The 16,661-nt window shown below is 58.8% G+C and carries 13 protein-coding genes; 6 read left to right on the forward strand and 7 right to left on the reverse strand.

The window, feature by feature from the left end; translation table 11 throughout:
* Positions 1 to 20 precede the first annotated feature (20 nt).
* Positions 21 to 1,064 carry an LLM class flavin-dependent oxidoreductase gene (locus tag CHB83_RS02455; RefSeq protein WP_089331545.1) on the reverse strand — a complete coding sequence of 348 codons (1,044 nt, stop codon included), beginning with the start codon at positions 1,062 to 1,064 and terminating at the stop codon, positions 21 to 23.
* A gap of 295 nt (positions 1,065 to 1,359) precedes the next feature.
* Here CHB83_RS02455 and CHB83_RS02460 point away from each other — a divergent pair, with 295 nt between their 5' ends.
* Entirely contained in the window at positions 1,360 to 2,001 is a 642-nt protein-coding gene (locus tag CHB83_RS02460; RefSeq protein WP_089331546.1) for a sulfite oxidase-like oxidoreductase, read from the forward strand.
* Complete coding sequence (locus tag CHB83_RS02465; RefSeq protein WP_045688547.1) at positions 1,998 to 2,738, forward strand: ferredoxin reductase; 741 nt, start codon at positions 1,998 to 2,000, stop codon at positions 2,736 to 2,738. Before CHB83_RS02460 ends, CHB83_RS02465 begins: the two co-directional genes overlap by 4 nt.
* Before the next feature lie 100 nt (positions 2,739 to 2,838).
* On the opposite strand, the gene CHB83_RS02470 is transcribed toward CHB83_RS02465, so the two are convergent.
* From CHB83_RS02470 to CHB83_RS02480, 3 genes are all read right to left on the reverse strand, one after another.
* A complete protein-coding gene (locus tag CHB83_RS02470; protein WP_089331547.1) occupies positions 2,839 to 3,609 on the reverse strand; it encodes a YdcF family protein in 771 nt (256 codons plus the stop codon).
* 189 nt (positions 3,610 to 3,798) lie between these two features.
* Entirely contained in the window at positions 3,799 to 4,146 is a 348-nt protein-coding gene (locus CHB83_RS02475; protein WP_045688546.1) for a thioredoxin family protein, read from the reverse strand.
* Positions 4,147 to 4,282: 136 nt separating this feature from the next.
* Positions 4,283 to 6,064: a DUF885 domain-containing protein gene (locus tag CHB83_RS02480; protein WP_089331548.1), complete on the reverse strand. Its 1,782-nt coding sequence runs from the start codon at positions 6,062 to 6,064 to the stop codon at positions 4,283 to 4,285.
* A gap of 318 nt (positions 6,065 to 6,382) precedes the next feature.
* On the opposite strand from CHB83_RS02480, the gene CHB83_RS02485 reads away from it, so the two are divergent.
* Both CHB83_RS02485 and CHB83_RS02490 read left to right on the forward strand, forming a co-directional pair.
* Complete coding sequence (locus tag CHB83_RS02485) at positions 6,383 to 7,576, forward strand: lactonase family protein (protein WP_179225437.1); 1,194 nt, start codon at positions 6,383 to 6,385, stop codon at positions 7,574 to 7,576.
* Between the two features lie 113 nt (positions 7,577 to 7,689).
* Positions 7,690 to 8,187 carry a hypothetical protein gene (locus CHB83_RS02490; RefSeq protein WP_089331550.1) on the forward strand — a complete coding sequence of 166 codons (498 nt, stop codon included), beginning with the start codon at positions 7,690 to 7,692 and terminating at the stop codon, positions 8,185 to 8,187.
* Positions 8,188 to 8,201: 14 nt separating this feature from the next.
* Here CHB83_RS02490 and CHB83_RS02495 read toward each other — a convergent pair whose 3' ends face one another.
* The 3 genes from CHB83_RS02495 to pta form a co-directional block, all read right to left on the reverse strand.
* Positions 8,202 to 9,755: a carboxylesterase/lipase family protein gene (locus tag CHB83_RS02495; protein ID WP_089331551.1), complete on the reverse strand. Its 1,554-nt coding sequence runs from the start codon at positions 9,753 to 9,755 to the stop codon at positions 8,202 to 8,204.
* A 78-nt stretch (positions 9,756 to 9,833) separates the two neighbouring features.
* Entirely contained in the window at positions 9,834 to 11,033 is a 1,200-nt protein-coding gene (locus CHB83_RS02500) for an acetate/propionate family kinase (RefSeq protein WP_089331552.1), read from the reverse strand.
* 133 nt (positions 11,034 to 11,166) lie between these two features.
* Positions 11,167 to 13,251, reverse strand: coding sequence for a phosphate acetyltransferase (gene pta / locus CHB83_RS02505; RefSeq protein WP_045688542.1), 2,085 nt, complete (start codon positions 13,249 to 13,251; stop codon positions 11,167 to 11,169).
* A gap of 284 nt (positions 13,252 to 13,535) precedes the next feature.
* Here pta and CHB83_RS24035 point away from each other — a divergent pair, with 284 nt between their 5' ends.
* Together CHB83_RS24035 and CHB83_RS02515 are read left to right on the forward strand one after the other, a co-directional pair.
* Entirely contained in the window at positions 13,536 to 15,011 is a 1,476-nt protein-coding gene (locus CHB83_RS24035) for a DNA/RNA non-specific endonuclease (protein WP_089331553.1), read from the forward strand.
* A gap of 354 nt (positions 15,012 to 15,365) precedes the next feature.
* Complete coding sequence (locus tag CHB83_RS02515; RefSeq protein WP_089331554.1) at positions 15,366 to 16,529, forward strand: MFS transporter; 1,164 nt, start codon at positions 15,366 to 15,368, stop codon at positions 16,527 to 16,529.
* The last annotated feature ends 132 nt before the right edge of the window (positions 16,530 to 16,661 follow it).

Genomic DNA, 16,661 nt, shown 5'->3' on the forward strand with positions numbered 1-16,661 from the left:
ACCAACCTACTCTGCGCTAACTAGGCTTCGGCGCGGGCCAGCTCGGGAGTGGTTTGGATTTTCCTCTTCAGTTCGGCTAAGATTTCGTACGAGCGGAGGCGGGCGGCGTGGTCGTAGATGTGGGCAACAACCATCAGTTCATCAATTTTGGTTTGAGCAACGAAAGCCTCCAGCTTGCGGGCAATGGTTTCGGGGCCGCCAATGAACACGTAGGTCATCATCTGCCGCACGGCAGCTTCCTCGTATTCTGTCCAGTACCCTTCCATGGTGGCAATGGGAGCCTGCAAGGGGTGGGTAGTACCCCGAATGATACCCAGCGCAAACATGTAAAACGACGTTGCCAAGCGTTCGGCCTCCTCGTCAGTATCGGCGGCAATAACGTTGACGCAGGCTACGGCGTGGGGCGTGGCCTGCTGGGCCGAGGGTCGGAAGTTTTGCCGGTAGAGCCCCAGCGCTTCGTACAGATAGGTGGGGGCAAAGTGGCTGGCAAAAGCGAATGGCAAGCCTAGCATGCCTGCCAGCTGAGCACTGTAGGTGCTAGAGCCTAGTAGCCACATGGGAATATCGAGGCCCTCGCCTGGCACGGCACGCACCCGGGCCGTGCGGTTTTCGGCCGAGAGGTAGGTTTGCAGTTCCTGCACATTTTCGGGGAAGTCGTTGGCCGCGCTACGGGCGTCTCGGCGCAGAGCCAGGGCCGTGAGCTGGTCGGTGCCGGGGGCGCGGCCGAGGCCCAGGTCGATGCGGCCGGGGTACAGGGTAGCCAGCGTGCCGAACTGCTCAGCCACTACCAGCGGGGCATGGTTGGGCAGCATAATACCGCCCGAGCCTACCCGGATGGTGGAAGTATGACCTGCTACGTGGCCAATGAGAATAGACGTGGCCGAGCTGGCAATGCTGGCCATGTTATGGTGCTCGGCCAGCCAGTAGCGCTGGTAGCCCCATTGCTCGGCGTGTTGGGCCAGATCTACGGTGTTGCGGAACGTATCGGCTGGGGTGTGGCCCGCCAATATTGCAGCCAAATCCAGCACGGACAAGGGCAGGGTGGCAAGTGATGAACCAGACATGAGGATATGAGTTACGAGGAGGAACTGCTGCCACGGCCGCCGCCCAAACGGTCATTAGGTAGTGCTAGTGGCTCATTGAAAGCAGAAGTCTTAAAAACCGGTGGGGCCCAGGAAAGGTTTATGGCTTGTGGGGTGCGCGGCCCATCCCGTAAGGCTTTGTCACTGGCCGCGCACCTGCTCCTAACTGCTGAACTGCCGATGTGTTGACACCTGCTGGCAAAAGGCCCTGGTCCGTCCGCACTTTTCCTGCTCTCAGTTCCGCAGCTTATCTTTCTTCGGTTCTACCCTTTCTTCTATGCAGAATCCGTTCTTCAACCGTGGTTTTCAGCGCAAGCGGCCCGCTCCCACTGGGCATGTGCTCCCTCCTGGCCAATACGAAACCCAAGATTTTCCTGTGCTCAGTGCTGGCCCTACCCCCCGCATTGCTACAGCCAAGTGGTCGTTTGCCTTGGATGGCTTGGTAGAGACTCCGCAGAAATGGAACTGGGCCGAGTTCAACGCCCTGCCCCACCAAGACCTAACCGTGGACATCCACTGCGTCACGCAGTGGTCGAAGTTTGGGACTACCTGGCAAGGCGTGAGCCTAGATACCCTTCTGGCCCTGGCTGGCCCCAAACAAGAGGCGCGCTACGTAATGGCTCACTGCTACGGGGGCTACACGACCAACCTTCCCCTGGCCGACCTCACCGGCGGTAAGGCCTTCATTGGGTTGCTCTACGATGGCAAGCCCTTGGCCCCGGAGCACGGCGGCCCGGCCCGCCTGGTAGTACCTCACCTCTACTTCTGGAAAAGTGCCAAGTGGATTCAGCGCCTAGAACTGCTGGCCGACGATGCGCCCGGCTTTTGGGAGCGGGCAGGCTATAGCATGTACGGCGACCCGTGGAAGGAGCAGCGCTACCGCGACGATGATGAGGACCAGGCCGCCGCGGGTCTATGAGTGCCCTACAGTGGCAGCTGGCTACCGTGACGGCGTTGCGTCCAGAAACACCCCGGGTGAAAACCTTCGTACTGCACCTACCCTACTGGACGCCCCATCGGGCGGGCCAGCACTACACGGTGCGCCTCACCGCCCCCGACGGCTACCAGGCCCAGCGTAGCTATTCGGTGGCATCTCCACCCGAGCAAACCAGCCAAATAGAGCTAACCGTGGAGCTTATTGAGGAAGGAGAAGTATCGGGCTACCTGTTTGAGGGCGTAACAGTGGGCGACCAGCTAGAGGTGCGCGGCCCCATTGGCGGCTACTTTGTGTGGGAAGCCACACCACTAGCTGGACCTCTGCTGCTAGTGGCGGGTGGTTCTGGGGTGGTGCCTCTCATGGCAATGCTGCGCCACCGCCACCGCTCCGGCATTCACAACGCTACCGTGCTGCTGTACAGTGTCCGCACGCCCGATGACGTCATCTTTTATGAGGAGCTAGCTCGCATGGCTGCCGCAGATGCTACGTTCACGCTGCTACTCACCTACACCCGCCACTCCCCCGCCAACTGGTCCGGCTACCAGCGGCGCATTGACGCGGCAATGCTGGCAGAAGCCGTAAAGTTGGCGGGTAGTTCGCCGCAGTGTTTCATCTGTGGCCCCACCAGCTTAGTGGAAACTGCCGCTAGTAGCTTGCAGGCTCAAGGCATACCTCCCGTCAGCATCCGCACGGAGCGGTTTGGGCCTTCCGGCACCTAGGCAGTAAACGTTCGGTAGGGGCTTCCCCTGGGCCGGTGCCCAATTTTGACGACTAGCTAGTGACGGACAGATTCTGGAGCGTTTGGGTGCCAGCTCCTGACTATTCCAGGTAGCCCCGTACCCAATAGGCTGCGTAGCCTACCATTTCGTGCACCAAAACACCCCACAGCCGAGGGGCTTCGTCGCTAGGCAGTAGCCAATACGCCAGGGAAAGTTCTCGATCCGTAGAATAAAAGGATGCGGGAAACACGGCCGGCTGCAAACCTACTTTGCGGAAGCACCCCAGGGCCCGCCGCTCATGAAATGCCGACGTGACCAGCACAATGGACTTAATTTCTGGATGCTGAGCTAGCAGGTCTTTGGTGTTGAGGGCGTTTTCGCGCGTGTTGCGGCTACGGGTTTCCAGCAGAATATCCCCCTGGGGCACGCCAGCCAGCCGCAGCAGCGTACTTAGCTCCTGGGCCTCAGTGCGGTGCTTAGTACCTCCCAAAGCCCCCGAGCCGCCTGACACGATGATTTTACGGATGTAGCCGGCCCGGTAAAGCCATAGAGTGTGCAAAAGCCGGTCGGCACCCTGTTCTACGTACACCCGGTCGTGGGGCGACTTGTGCCCCTTGGTGATGCCCGTGAGCAAAATGCCGGCATCGTGGCGGCCAAGGGCCTGCAACCGTACCGGCGGCATCTCCCAGGCTAGCAGAGCCTCGTTTACCAAGGCCCCATTGGTAAGCACCAGCCCTAGCCCCGCGGCTGACGCCAGCAGCCATTTGCTCCAGCGCGTATGGCGCAGCAAAATAGCCAGCAGTAGCAGCCCCATTAGCCACAGCGTAGGCGACAATACAAAGTCGAGCAGCTTTGATAAAATAAAGAACATAGCCGCGAAACTACGCCACGATTCAGCAAGCGGCCACCCGAAATTGCGAAAAACAGGCCAAGCAGAACACTAATGGAGTTTCTCCCTACGCGAAGCAGCCGCGGGCAGCGGTGCCCCCAACCTGCTGGTGTGGGGAAGCACTGCCGCCCGCGGCTGCCTTGCATTGTGCCTAGGTACGGGGCCTGGTTACTAGGCCGGAACAGGGACCGAATCGGTGCAGGTTTGCAGAGAATCCAGCATGGCTTGCACTTCTTCTTCGGTATTCAACGTGTTGCATTCCATCAATCGGCCCCGGCAGTAGGTTACGAAGAATGGGGCCACTTTGGTGTCCATGAGCTTGCGAGCTACGGGGTTTTCGTCGGCATCTAAGCGCAGGAAAGCCGTGGTTTGGTACCGCGCATCGGCGGAAAACTTCTCGAAGGGCGGGGCCAGCAACTCGCAAATGGCACAGTTGGCGGAGGTAAACTTGGCGACAACACGGGGGTAATCATGAATCAGGGTGCGCAGTCCCGTGTCGTTGGTATCAATAACTCTCATGTGGTAAGTACTAGGTGGAAAATAGCCGGCTACTCCGCAACCCCGGCTTTCAACTTCTCCGGCAGACAAAAAATCCGCTGCGGAAGATTCCTTCCCACAACGGATTTTTATGTCCTAAAACGGCAAAATACCTTGGTTAGTTATTTTTCAGCATCATCTGCCGAATGTATTTCACGGGTGCACTGCCGTAGCTCAAGAACTGCTCGTGGAAGGTTTTGAGGTCGAATTTGCTGCCCTGTTCCTTCTTCAACTCCTCCCGCAAATCATAGATTTCGGTGGAGCCAGTGAAGTAGCTACTGAGCTGCACTTGGCTGAGCGTGGCGCGGCGCCACTTGTTGCGGGCCTCAGCTTCTTCTTGAAAACCATCACGTTGGAGCATAGCTACTGCCTCCGCCTCCGTAATGGTGCCGGTTTGCACGTCATGGTCGAGGATGGCATTCAGGGTTACGCGCATATTCCACTTATCCCACATCAGCCAGATTTCGTCGGTGTTGCCACCGTAGCCACTTTCCAGCATCATGCGCTCCGTGTACACGGCCCAGCCCTCAATCATCGCGCCGTTGCCAAAAATGGATTTCACCAGTGAAGGGCTCCGGTTGGCGTACACTAACTGAGTGTAGTGGCCAGGAATGGCTTCGTGAATGTTGAGAATCTGTAAGGTATACTGGTTGTACTCCCGCAGGTAGCTTTCCGCCTGAGCCGCCGATTGTCCAGTTAGGGGCTCCACATTATAATAAGTGTTAGCGGCCTTGTCGTACGGGCCGGGAGCCGAAATGCTGGCTCCGGCGCCACTGCCGCGCATGTATAAGGGCGTTTCGCGCACTACCAAGGGCTTGGTAGGGTCCTGCATTAGCAGCTTGTGGTCATCAACCCACCTTACCAGGGTAGGCATTTGGTCTTTTACCGCCTGCACAAAGCCGGCGGGCGTGGCATGCTTTTCCGATAACTTACTGATAACCTGCTTAATCAGGGCTACCGAATCGGCGGGCGGCGTTTGACCAGGAAAATACTTGGGCCAGAGGCGCGCGGCCCGGCGGCCCATGTCGCGGAGCAGTTCCTGCCGGTGCTGCTGTGCTTTGCGGTATACCTCGTCGGCGGAGTAGCTAGACTGAATATCCAAAGCAAATTTGCGGTTGAACAGGGGCTTGCCAATGCGGAAGGAACGGAACTTGCCCGCGGGCAGCACCTCCTGCTGCAGGAAGCGCACGTACCCTTCCATTACCAAGCGAGTAGTGGCAATACGGTCCGTCAGGTCTTTCTTCTCCCGCTCCGTGAGGCCCGATTTTGCCACCGAATCTTGCAGGGCCTTACCAAATACGGCCAGCCCGCCCTGGCTCTGCAGAATAGCCAGGTTGGTATGCTCGCGGGTAGGCTGCGCAATATTCTGCTTGGCGGCCTCATAATAGTCAGCGGCGCGGCTTATTTTGGTGCTAATGGCGCGCAAACGCCGGTCGAGGGGCCAGTAGCGGCCGTTGAGGATTTCTGCTACCGAGGAGCCTAGGTTATAGTTTGCCGGGTTCCACTGCCAGTCGCGCAGGGTATCGGCGTAGAAGTGCGCCGATTCCAGGTAGTTTTGCAGCAGGCGGAAGTCGGTCTGGTTGTTCACCGACAGGTCTTCTACCTTGAAAATTTCCATTTCCTTGCGGCGGCGCGCCAGGGCGGCGGCTTCCGTTTGGCGCCGGCCAGCCGTAGGAATCACCAGCAGCGAATCGTAGCGGTGGTAGCCCTGGGAGGAAGCCCACTCGGGGTTGTAGTACCACAACGAATCGATAAAGCGCTGCTTGTACCGGTCGAAGTCGGCATCTACGGTTTCGGGCGTACCAGAGGTAGGCTTGTTGTTGGAATTGCAGGCGCTAAACGTAGCGAGGCCAACTGCGGCGGCCGCCAGCACCAGCCGAAGCGGGTAGGGATTTGTCATACAGGAATGGATAAATTGCAATTGCCAAGGTAGCGGACAAGGACGCAGTTTGGGACGAAGCGTTGCGGCGCAAGGTACGCTTCCTCAGACCGAGCTCTGCTATTTCGCGGCAGGCTACGGTGGCGCTTGCACGGCTGAACGAGCACCCAGTGCTACGCGGGAGCAAGCCGGCGCTAGGCTCGAAGTATACTGCATGCGGCAACCTTTATAACCCAGTTTGTACGTTCCGTGGCGGGGGTCTGTATTTATATCCTCATTTTTAGGCAACCAATTGTTGCCTGCTTACGCCTTCTTTTCCCCCATTACCCATCCCGCCCCGTGACTCAGCCTACCCTCAGCCGCCGCCATTTCCTCCAAACGCTTAGCATTGGTCTTGCCGGCACTGCCCTACTTGGCTCCTGTGTTCGTACCGGCTTGCCTGCCGATGCCCAGTCATTTTTGGTATATGTGGGCTCGTACGGCCCCGCCGACCAGGATAATATTGTGCTTTATCGCTTAACGCCCAGCACAGGGGCACTTATCCGGGTGGCCGGGGCCAAGGGTGGGGCCAGCCCCTCCTACCTTACAGTAGATGCCCAGCATCGGCACCTGTATGCTGTAAATGAGGTCGACAACTTTCAAGGCACACCCAATGGAGGCGTCAGCGCCTTTGCCATCGACCAGCAAAGCGGGGAGCTCACGCTGTTAAACCAGCAAGCATCGGCCGGCACCATTCCTTGCTTTATCAGCCTCGATAAATCCGGCCGGCATGCCTTGGTGGCTAACTACGGTAATGGTACGGTGGGCGCCTTGCCTATTCGGCCAGATGGGCAGCTCCTCCCCGCCTCGTCCGCTGACCAGCACACGGGCCGCGGGCCTCATAAAAACCAGGCGAATGCCCGCGCCCACTGCATGCTGGCCGACCCCGCGGGCAAGTACTTTTTCGCCGTAGATTTGGGTACCGATACGGTGTACGGCTACACCCTCGACGCTACCTCGGGCAGCTTGCAGCGCCAACCTACCCCAGCTTTTCAAGCCAAGCCCGGGGCAGGCCCGCGTATTCTTACGTTTCATCCAACCAAGCCGCTAGCCTACCTCATCAACGAGCTAAACTCGACCATGACGGCGCTGGCCTACGATACCCGCCAGGGCCGCTTCACCGAAATCCAAACGCTGACCACCTTGCCCGCTGACTTTAGCGAGTGGAATGCCTGCGCCGATGTGCACGTATCTCCCAACGGGAAGTTTCTCTACGGCTCCAACCGGGGCCACAACAGCCTGGTCGTGTATGCTATTGACGGGAGCAGCGGCCGCCTGACACTGGTGGAGCACGTGGAGCTACCCGGCAAAACGCCCCGCAGCTTTGCCTTTGACCCCACGGGCCGGGTAGTGTTGGTAGCGCATCAGCAGTCCAATACCATCGTTACGTACTTCGCCGATGCGCGCACTGGCCGCCTCACGCCCACTAGCCACAGCGTGGAGTTGACCGCGCCAGTATGCGTGCAGGTTTACTCCGATTTTCTGCGCCGCTGAGCCGTAGCCACGTGCCCAACGGTACTGTTTCGGCTGGCCCGGCGTTTGCTACCTAGCGCGCACCCCGAGGCTAGCACCGGCGTTGGCGCGGAGACATTAGCTCCTTATCTAGTATGAAACGCTTTCGTGGCTTAGCCGTGCTAGCCCTACTCCCCTTTTCTCTCCACGCCCAGCAATCGGGCTCGGTGCGCCGCCTTGACGAAAGCAACGGGTTCCGGGGCTTACACTTTGGCGCGCCCCTAACCGGAGCCCTGCATCTAAAGCTCATTCAGGACCGCGGCGACGAGAAGATTTACGAGCGCACCGACGAGAACCTGCAGCTAGGCGCTTTCGTGGCAACCCGCATTCACTACAAGTTTTTCCGGGGGCAATTTGCGGCCGTTACAATCATTGTGAAGGGCGCTGAGCACGCTCAGCAGGTGCTCCCTACCTTCCAGAACGTGTACGGTCCTGGCAAAATGGAAGGCTTCAGCTGTAAGTGGCAAGGCCAGCAGGTAGCCTTGTCCTGCGCATCCTGGAGCGACGACAACGCCATTCTGGCCATGACGAGTGTAGCGCTGGCTGCCCAAATGAAGCAGGCCCAAGCGACTACAAAGCCCGCCAGCAAGTAAAAACTTTATCTGGGCTACCGGCGGTAGACTTGCATAGGAAATGCGGGGTCCTCATATGGCGAGAGTACAGGCTCTACTTGGCTGTTTGCCTTGAAGATCATCACTTCCTTGCGCGCTGGGGTGTAGGCCGGCCAGGTTGGGCCAGGCTGGCCGGTTTTGATGAAGTGAGCCCAATAGGCGTGCATGATGGCAGCCAAGGCCGGACTAGATGCTTTGGAACGGAGTGGAACCGCGAAGGCAGTGGTAGTGGTGGACGAACTGCCCACCGGTGCATTCCACACGAAGGATAGCTCTTGGGCGTGCATGGGCTGCGTGGTAGCATCGGCGTAGTCGAACCGGTAGAGCCAGGTGGGAATACCTTGCGCGGCGAGCTGGTTGGCCAAGCGGTAGCTGGCTAGGCGATAGAGGTAGTCCGTAAGCACGGTGTTCCAGGCAACCAGCTCAGGTTGGGTGCGGCGCACCTGCTGATAGGCGGCCCACACAAAGGGGCTGTTGCCGGGGCCGAATACCGCCTGTAGCGCTGCTTCGTTGGGCTCGTGGATGCTTGAGCCGGGCCCACTGAATAGCCGGGCTTCTTCCAGGTTGGTTCCTAGTAACACACGTATTGCTGGTCGAGCTTGGCGCAAGTACTCCAGGGGCGGCATCTTAATTGTCTTACCATCGAGCACCGGCCCGAACACTTGCAAGCCTCCGGCTCCACTGGCAAACCGCGCCTGCGCCCGCACCAGCGAATCGGCGGGGAGTGTGAGCAGGGCGTGGGCATCTGGCTGGTGCAACTCGCGTAGCAATTGCCGCGCAACGGCTCCGGCAGTGGCCGTATCGCGCACGGCCTGCACGGAGCCACTTTCCAAGATAGCTTGCTGAAATAACCCGCGCGCGGCCGGCGCCACGAGCAACCCGCCGACCATCTTTGCCCCCGCCGACTCGCCCATAATGGTTACCCGACTTGGGTCGCCCCCGAAGGCAGCTATGTTCTGGTGCACCCAGCGCAGTGCCGCTACCGCATCCAGCAGGCCACTGTTGCCAGCCTGTGCATACTTGGGCCCCAACTTGCTACCCAGTTCCAAGAATCCAAGGCTACCCAAGCGGTAGTTAATGGTCACGGCCACGAGGGTATCCTGCGCTGCGAAGGTCCAGGCATCATTGTCCTGCCCCGAGCCGCCCGTAAAGGCGCCGCCATGCACCCATACCACCACTGGGCGGGGCCGTTCGGCCGGCGCACTCGGGGCCCACACATTGAGGTATAAGCAGTCCTCCGAGCCTTGCACGCCCGTATCTCCACCCGTTTGCACAGCTTTTGCCCCAAACTGCACAGTTTGCAAGGTAGCTTTATGACGCTTCAGGGGCTGGGGCGGCTTGAAACGCAGCTTCCCTACCGGCGGCTGCGCGTACGGAACGCCCCGAAACACCTGCAACTGCCCCTCCCAAACGCCCTGAATACGCCCTTGTCTCGTTTTCACCACAGGTGGGGAGCCTTTGGCCTCGCTTTGCGCCATTACCGACGATAGATGTCCTGCCAGCAACAACAGTAGGATGGGCTTTATCAGGTAACTAGCTGGTTGGGCCATATGAAGAGGGTAGAAAAGCAGCGGCAGAATGTTCTTAGTCGCGAGTGTACTGAATGATACAGTGGTTGCGCACCAGGCTTAGCGTGCTAGCAATGTGGCACATTGGCTGGCAATTTCTAGCTCCTCGTTGGTTGGCACTACTAGTACTTTCACGCGGGCATTCGGCTGGCTGATTTCGCGGATACCGGGGCGGCGCTGCTTGTTTTCTTCCTCGTTTAGCTCAATGCCTAAAAAGCCCAGCCCTTCGCAGGCTTTACTGCGTACTAGGGCGTCGTTTTCTCCTACTCCCGCCGTAAATACTACCGCATCTAGCCCACCTAGTACAGCCGCGTAGGCCCCAATGTATTTGCGAATGCGGTAGGCGTATAAGTCGTAGGCTAGGGCGGCGCTGGCATTTCCCTGCTCTATTGCCTTGGTAATGTCGCGCATGTCGCTGAGGCCGGTTAGCCCGAGCATGCCGCTTTCCTTGTTTACCAGAGCACTAATTTGCTCGGCAGAGTACCCTAATTGCCCCATGAGGTGCAACACCACGGAGGGGTCAAGGTCGCCGGTGCGGGTGCCCATCACTAGGCCACTCAAGGGGCCAAAGCCCATGCTGGTATCTAGGCAGCGGCCATTGTGGACGGCTGCGGCGCTGCAGCCATTGCCCAAGTGCAGCGTAATCAGGCGCGTTTCGGGCTGGTCCAAGTAGGCGGTTGCCTGGGCGGCTACGTACTGGTGGCTTGTGCCGTGAAAACCATACACACGAATGCGCTCTTCCGTGTACAGCTTCTCCGGCAAAGCGTAGCGAAAGGCTTTTTCGGGTAGGGTTTGGTGAAAGGCCGTGTCGAACACAGCAATCTGTCGGGCCTGGGGGAAAATGCGCTCAGCCACCTCTATCCCCAGCAGGTTGGCCGGGTTGTGTAAGGGTGCCAGCGCAAACAGTCGGCGAATTTCCGCCTTCACTTCATCGTTTACTTCGGTAGTAGCGGCAAAGCTTTCCCCGCCGTGCACTACCCGGTGTCCTACTACCTGCACTTCTGCGGGGTCTTGCAGCACTCCCTGTTCGGCGTCCGTCAGCAGGGCTACTACTTCCCGCAAGCCGGCTTCATGGTCGGGTAGCGCCAGGGTTCGTTGAATTTCTTGAGGCGTGCCCGTAGTGAATACCTTGTGGGTGATAGTAGCATTTGAATACCCAATGCGTTCTACCAAACCACTGCATACGGGCTGCTGATTGGGCCACCGGAAAAGCTGGTATTTGATGGAGCTACTACCTGAGTTGACAACGAAAATATTCATGTGGTGCGGGTACCGAAGAAGAAATTAAATTGAAGGAAAAGCAGAATTACCCTTCCAAATAAGAAAGATGAGAAACAGACATCAGGCAGCTAGCTGTTTGCTGCCTGATGTCTGTTTCCCTTCCCAGTCAGACCTACTGACTCTGGATGGCGGTGATGATAACAGTGTTGTACACGTCCTCGACGGTGCAGCCACGGCTGAGGTCATTTACGGGCTTGTTCAGGCCTTGCAGCACCGGGCCGATAGCTAGAGCGCCGGTTTCGCGCTGCACGGCTTTATAGGTGTTGTTGCCCGTGTTCAAATCGGGAAAAATGAGGACGCTGGCCTGACCGGCTACTTCCGAATCGGGCAATTTCTGGCGTCCCACAATGGGGTCTACAGCCGCGTCGTACTGAATGGGACCATCTACCTTCAAATCGGGGCGCAACTGCCGAACCAGCTCCGTGGCTTGGCGCACCTTCTCCACATCAGCCCCCGCCCCCGACGTGCCGGAGGAGTACGAGAGCATGGCAATGCGCGGCTCAATGCCAAAAGCTTGGCTGCTTTCAGCCGAGGAAATGGCAATTTCGGCGAGCTGCTCGGCCGTGGGGTTGGGGTTCACGGCGCAGTCGCCGAACACGGCCACCCGGTCGGGCAGGCACATGAAGAACACCGACGACACTACCGATACACCGGGCTTGGTTTTGATGAACTGCAAGGCCGGCCGGATGGTGTGCTGGGTGGTGTGCACCGCCCCCGACACCATCCCGTCGGCGTGGCCCTGTTGCACCATCATACTACCAAAGTACGACACGTCGCGCATCATGTCGCGGGCCATATCCTCGTTCACGCCCTTGCTTTTGCGCAGCTCGTAGAAGGCCTGCACGTAGTCGGGGTAGTAATTAGAATGCACGGGGTCAATCACTTGCAGATGCTTGCCAATGGGCAGGTGCAAACCCAGGCGCTTGGCAGAAGCGGCCACCTCCTGGGGGTTGCCCAGAATAGTTAGGTCTACAATATCTTGATGCAGCAGCAAGTCGGCGGCCCGCAGAATACGGTCGTCGTTGCCTTCGGGAAGCACAATGTGCTTGCGTTTGCGCTTAGCCCATTGCAGCAGCCGGTACTGAAACATGTGGGGCGTAATACCTTCGGGTTGGTAGCTCACCATGCGTTCCTGCAAGGCCCGCACATCCACGTAGCGCTCAAACGTTTGGATGGCCAGCTGAATCCGCTGCGGATTATCGGGCGAAATGCGCGACTTAATGGCGCCTACCCGGGTACTGGTCTCGAAGGTGCCGGTGGGCACCGCCAAGATGGGTACTACCGTTTGCAGGCCTTCGATGAGGCGCCGTACGGGTTCTTCCGGCTCGGAGCCGGCCGTGAGAACAATGCCAGCCACGCGGGGGTAGCTGGCCGAAAGGTTAGCTTGCAAGGCGCCAATAATAATGTCGCCCCGGTCGCCGGGAGTTACAATAAGAACGTTTTCCTTGAGATAATTCAGGAAGTTGGGCAGTTGCATGGCCCCGATAACGTAGTTATCAACTTGGTTACCCAGTTCTGCTTCGCCGAGCAGTAGCTTGCCGCCCAAGGCTTCGTGGATTTCGCGCATGGTGGGTTGCAGCAGGTTGATATCCTCCGGAATAACGGCCAGCAGTACTTCCTCCGGCAGTTGGGTTCGGAGCAGTTCTCGTACGTCCTGCACCTGGGCGGCCGGAATGCGGTTGGCTACTGCCGCCAGCACTTGCACCTCCCGGGCCTCAAAACTGCGCAACACCGTGAGTACGGTGCTTACAATCTGGGCTGTGGTTTTTCCTTCCCCCGTTACCACCATCAGCACGGGCACACCCAAGTTTTTGGCGATGGATACATTGGCGTCGAACTCAAAGGCGGCACCAGGCCCTACAAAGTCGCTACCTTCTACTACGGTAAAATCGTAGCGCTCTTCCAGTTGCTTATACTTGTGAATGACGGTGTCAATCAGCTCGCCTTGGGCATCGGCCTCTAGCAGGCGCAGGGCTTCGGGGCGAGTGTAGGCGTAGGTATCTTCGTAGGCCAGCGGGAGCTTAAAGTGACTTAGGATAGTGGTGATATGCGGGTCCCGCGGCTGGTCGCCGGCAATGATGGGCTTGAAATAGCCCACTTTCTGCGCTTGGCCGAGGAGCAGATTCACCAGCCCCAGGGCCAGCACTGATTTGCCGCTATACGGCTCGGCGGAAGCAATGAAAACAGTTTTGGTCATACCGAAGCGGAGTAAAAAGCCTGGCTACAAGCAGTAGCTGGCACTTTCGGGGTGGAGTGGTGCTAGTGCCTACGCAGCCAGCCCCTGCAAGGATAGGGCTCTTTCGTGAAGGAGGCGCCACCACAGGCTTACTTAGCGGCCATTCCTGACAAGAATCAGCTAAAGCCCGGTTGGTCGGGCCAGCGGCAAGCTTGGGCCAGGGCACACTCGCGTCCAACTAGGTAAGGTTCTTGCCTACGTTGCTTCTACTACCTTCGTCGTAGATAAAAAGTACCTCCTATCGTATGCGCCGCCTCTCTCCCTTACTCTTCCCCGGTCTGCTACTCAGCCTCACTACACTGGGCTGCTCGCAAAACCAGCCCGAAACTACTCGCCCCCCAGCCCCCACCCACGATAGCCCACCGGCAATTCCAGTAACGACAAGTGGGGTAGTAGCGCAAACTGCCGGCCGCTTCCCCGAAACATTTGAAGCGGCCGAAAAAGGCGCCTACGCTACCGCCGACGAAACGCTAGGCTCAGGTTCTTGGCATTTTGAGGATGCCCTCATTGGGTCGGCCGACCAGGACCACAAGAACGGGCAGCACGCGGCCCGCCTGCGTGGGCAGGGCCGACTGCGCATGAATTTCGACGCCCCGGCTGGCGTGCAGACCATTCGTATTTCAAGTGCCGTGTATGGCACCGACCCCGCTAGTACCTGGGAGCTATGGGGCAGCCTTGACGCGGGGCGCACGTTCCGGCGAATTGGGCAGCCCGTGCGGGCCCAGGGCCCCCGCCTGGTGGTTACTACCTTCCAAGGAGGCTCCCCCGGCCCCATTCGCCTCGAAATCCGCAAGACCGACGGCGGGAAAGGCCGCCTGAACATCGACGATATTATCCTGGAAACGACCCGCGGCAGCGCAGTAGCGGGTGGTAGCCGAGTAAGTGGCTCCAGCGCTGGAACTGCCCCGGCAACTAGCCTCCCGCCCGCCACCACGGCCCAAGCGGAGGCGGTAGTTACGGGCCGCGACGACAACATGGCCCTGGGCAACCCAAGTGGGGCGACTGCCAACGTAGCAACTCCCACGAACTACTTGCTGGTAAAGCCTCAGTTCACCATTGGCTACAATGCGCAGCGCGGCACTCCTACCTGGGTGAGCTGGCACCTAAACCGCGCCTGGATGGGCACGGCCCCGCGCCAGGACGACTTCCGCCCCGACCCCGCGTTGCCTCGCCAGTTTTACCAGGTTACACGCAACTCCTACTCGGGCTCGGGCTTCGACAAAGGACACAATTGCCCCTCCGCCGACCGTACCACTGACCTCGACGATAACTCGGCCACGTTCCTGATGACGAACATGATTCCGCAGGCGGGCAATAATAACCAGCGCACCTGGAGCGGCTTAGAAGAATGGACCCGTGACCAAGTGCGGCAAGGCAAGGAAGTGTACGTCATCATGGGCAGCTATGGTAAGGGCGGCACTGGCCAAAACGGCCGCTTCACTACCATCGACCAGGGCCGCGTAACGGTGCCAGCCCGCGTTTGGAAAGTGCTGGTGATTCTTCCCGAAGGCTCCAACGACCTGCAACGAATTGCCACCGGTCAGGCCCGCATCCTCGCCGTTGATACTCCCAACGACCAATCGGTAAGCCCCGACTGGAGCCAATACCGGGTGAGCGTAGATGCCATTGAGGCCGCCTCCGGTCTGGATTTGCTGAGCAAAATTCCGCTGGCAGCGCAAGACCGCCTAGAGGCCCAGGTAGACACTGGCTCCACTCGGTAGAGTACACAGGCTACCTAACCGCTGGTTGCTGGCATTCTCCCAAGTAAGTTTGCTTAGTCTTGTGCGGGCGCAAAACAGAGGGCCTGCTTGCTGCTGAGCATAACGGGGTTTGGTTAGCCTTATCCCAACTGCCACGTCAACTGCCTACTGCATAGAACCTCGTCATAACACCAGACCTATAGACGCGTATATACGCGGCGTTGGTAGCCTTAGCATCCCAAATTTTACCGACCTTTGCGGAGCGCATTCCCACTGCGCCTCTTGCTAGTTTTCTCACGTTACCTCCCACCCATCATGCCCTAGCCGGGGTATGATGGGTCTTTTTTTGACCTTACTCGTTTAGTCGTGCTTTCTATGCTGACCTCAACCCTTTCTTCTCCCCTATTGCGACCTCGGCGCACCTACCGGATTGCCGTGAGTGCCACATTTCTGCTACAGGGCTTGTGCTTTTCTACCTGGGCGGCGCGCATTCCTACTATGCAGCAGCAACTTGGCCTTTCCGATACCGAATTAGGCGGCGTGCTGCTCGCGGTGCCCGTGGGCTCTATGGCCTCGCTGCCCCTATCGGGGTGGTTGGTGGCCCGCTACGGTAGTCGGCAGCTTACGGTGCTGGGTCTGCTCTTGTACGCAGCTTTTCTTCCGCTGCTGGGCTTAGCTACCACTACTCCGCAGCTTATGGGTGCCTTGGTGCTGTTTGGACTGGCTAGCAATATGGCTAACATCAGCGTGAATACCCAGGCAGTGGGCGTAGAAGCCATCTATGGCAAATCCATTATGGCTAGCTTTCATGGGCTATGGAGCCTAGCTGGCTTTGCGGGAGCGGCCATTGGCACGTTCATGATTGCTCACTCTATTGCGCCGCTGCCTCACTTCTTGCTGATGGCTGCGGTGGTTATTACGGGCGTGCTGCTAGCCCGCCCCTACCTGCTGCCGGCCGATGCCCCGCGCGAGGCTGATGCCCCCATCTTTGTACTACCAGACAAGTCCTTGCTTCTGCTGGGGGTACTGGCGTTCTGCTCCCTGCTCTGCGAGGGTACTATGTTCGATTGGAGCGGGGTATACTTCCGCAAGGTTATTCAGGCCGATCAGGACTTCGTAGGAGTTGGGTTTTCTGCTTTCATGAGTACCATGGCAGCGGGTCGCTTTGTAGCCGACTGGTTCACGGAGCGTTTCGGGCGGAAACGCACGCTAGTATATAGTGGGCTACTGGAAGCAACGGGCCTGCTACTGGCCGTCCTGCTTCCAACTCTGGTGCCAGCTACCGTTGGCTTCATGCTCGTGGGTATTGGCGTATCGTCGGTGGTGCCGCTGGTGTACGGAGCCGCCGGGCGCTCGAAAACTATGTCGCCGGGGGTGGCGTTGGCGGCGGTATCAACGGTAGGGTTTGCCGGTTTCTTACTGGGGCCGCCCGTTATTGGGCTCGTGGCAGGTGCTACTAGCCTGCGGGTTTCCTTTGCCCTGATAGCCCTTATGGGCCTGGCCGTAGCGGCCCTGGCCCGCCGTTCGGGCGTGGAATAAGCTAGGGTAGCAAACAACGCGGGGATGCTGAACCACGGTTCGGCATCCCCGTTTATATTCTCATAGCTCTATGTTTGTACTGTGCTGCCGGTTTATCTGTGCTCAGTCCCACGATGTAGTTTCCTAATCCAC

The organism is Hymenobacter mucosus, from assembly GCF_900188255.1.
Classification (GTDB): Bacteria; Bacteroidota; Bacteroidia; order Cytophagales; family Hymenobacteraceae; genus Hymenobacter; species Hymenobacter mucosus.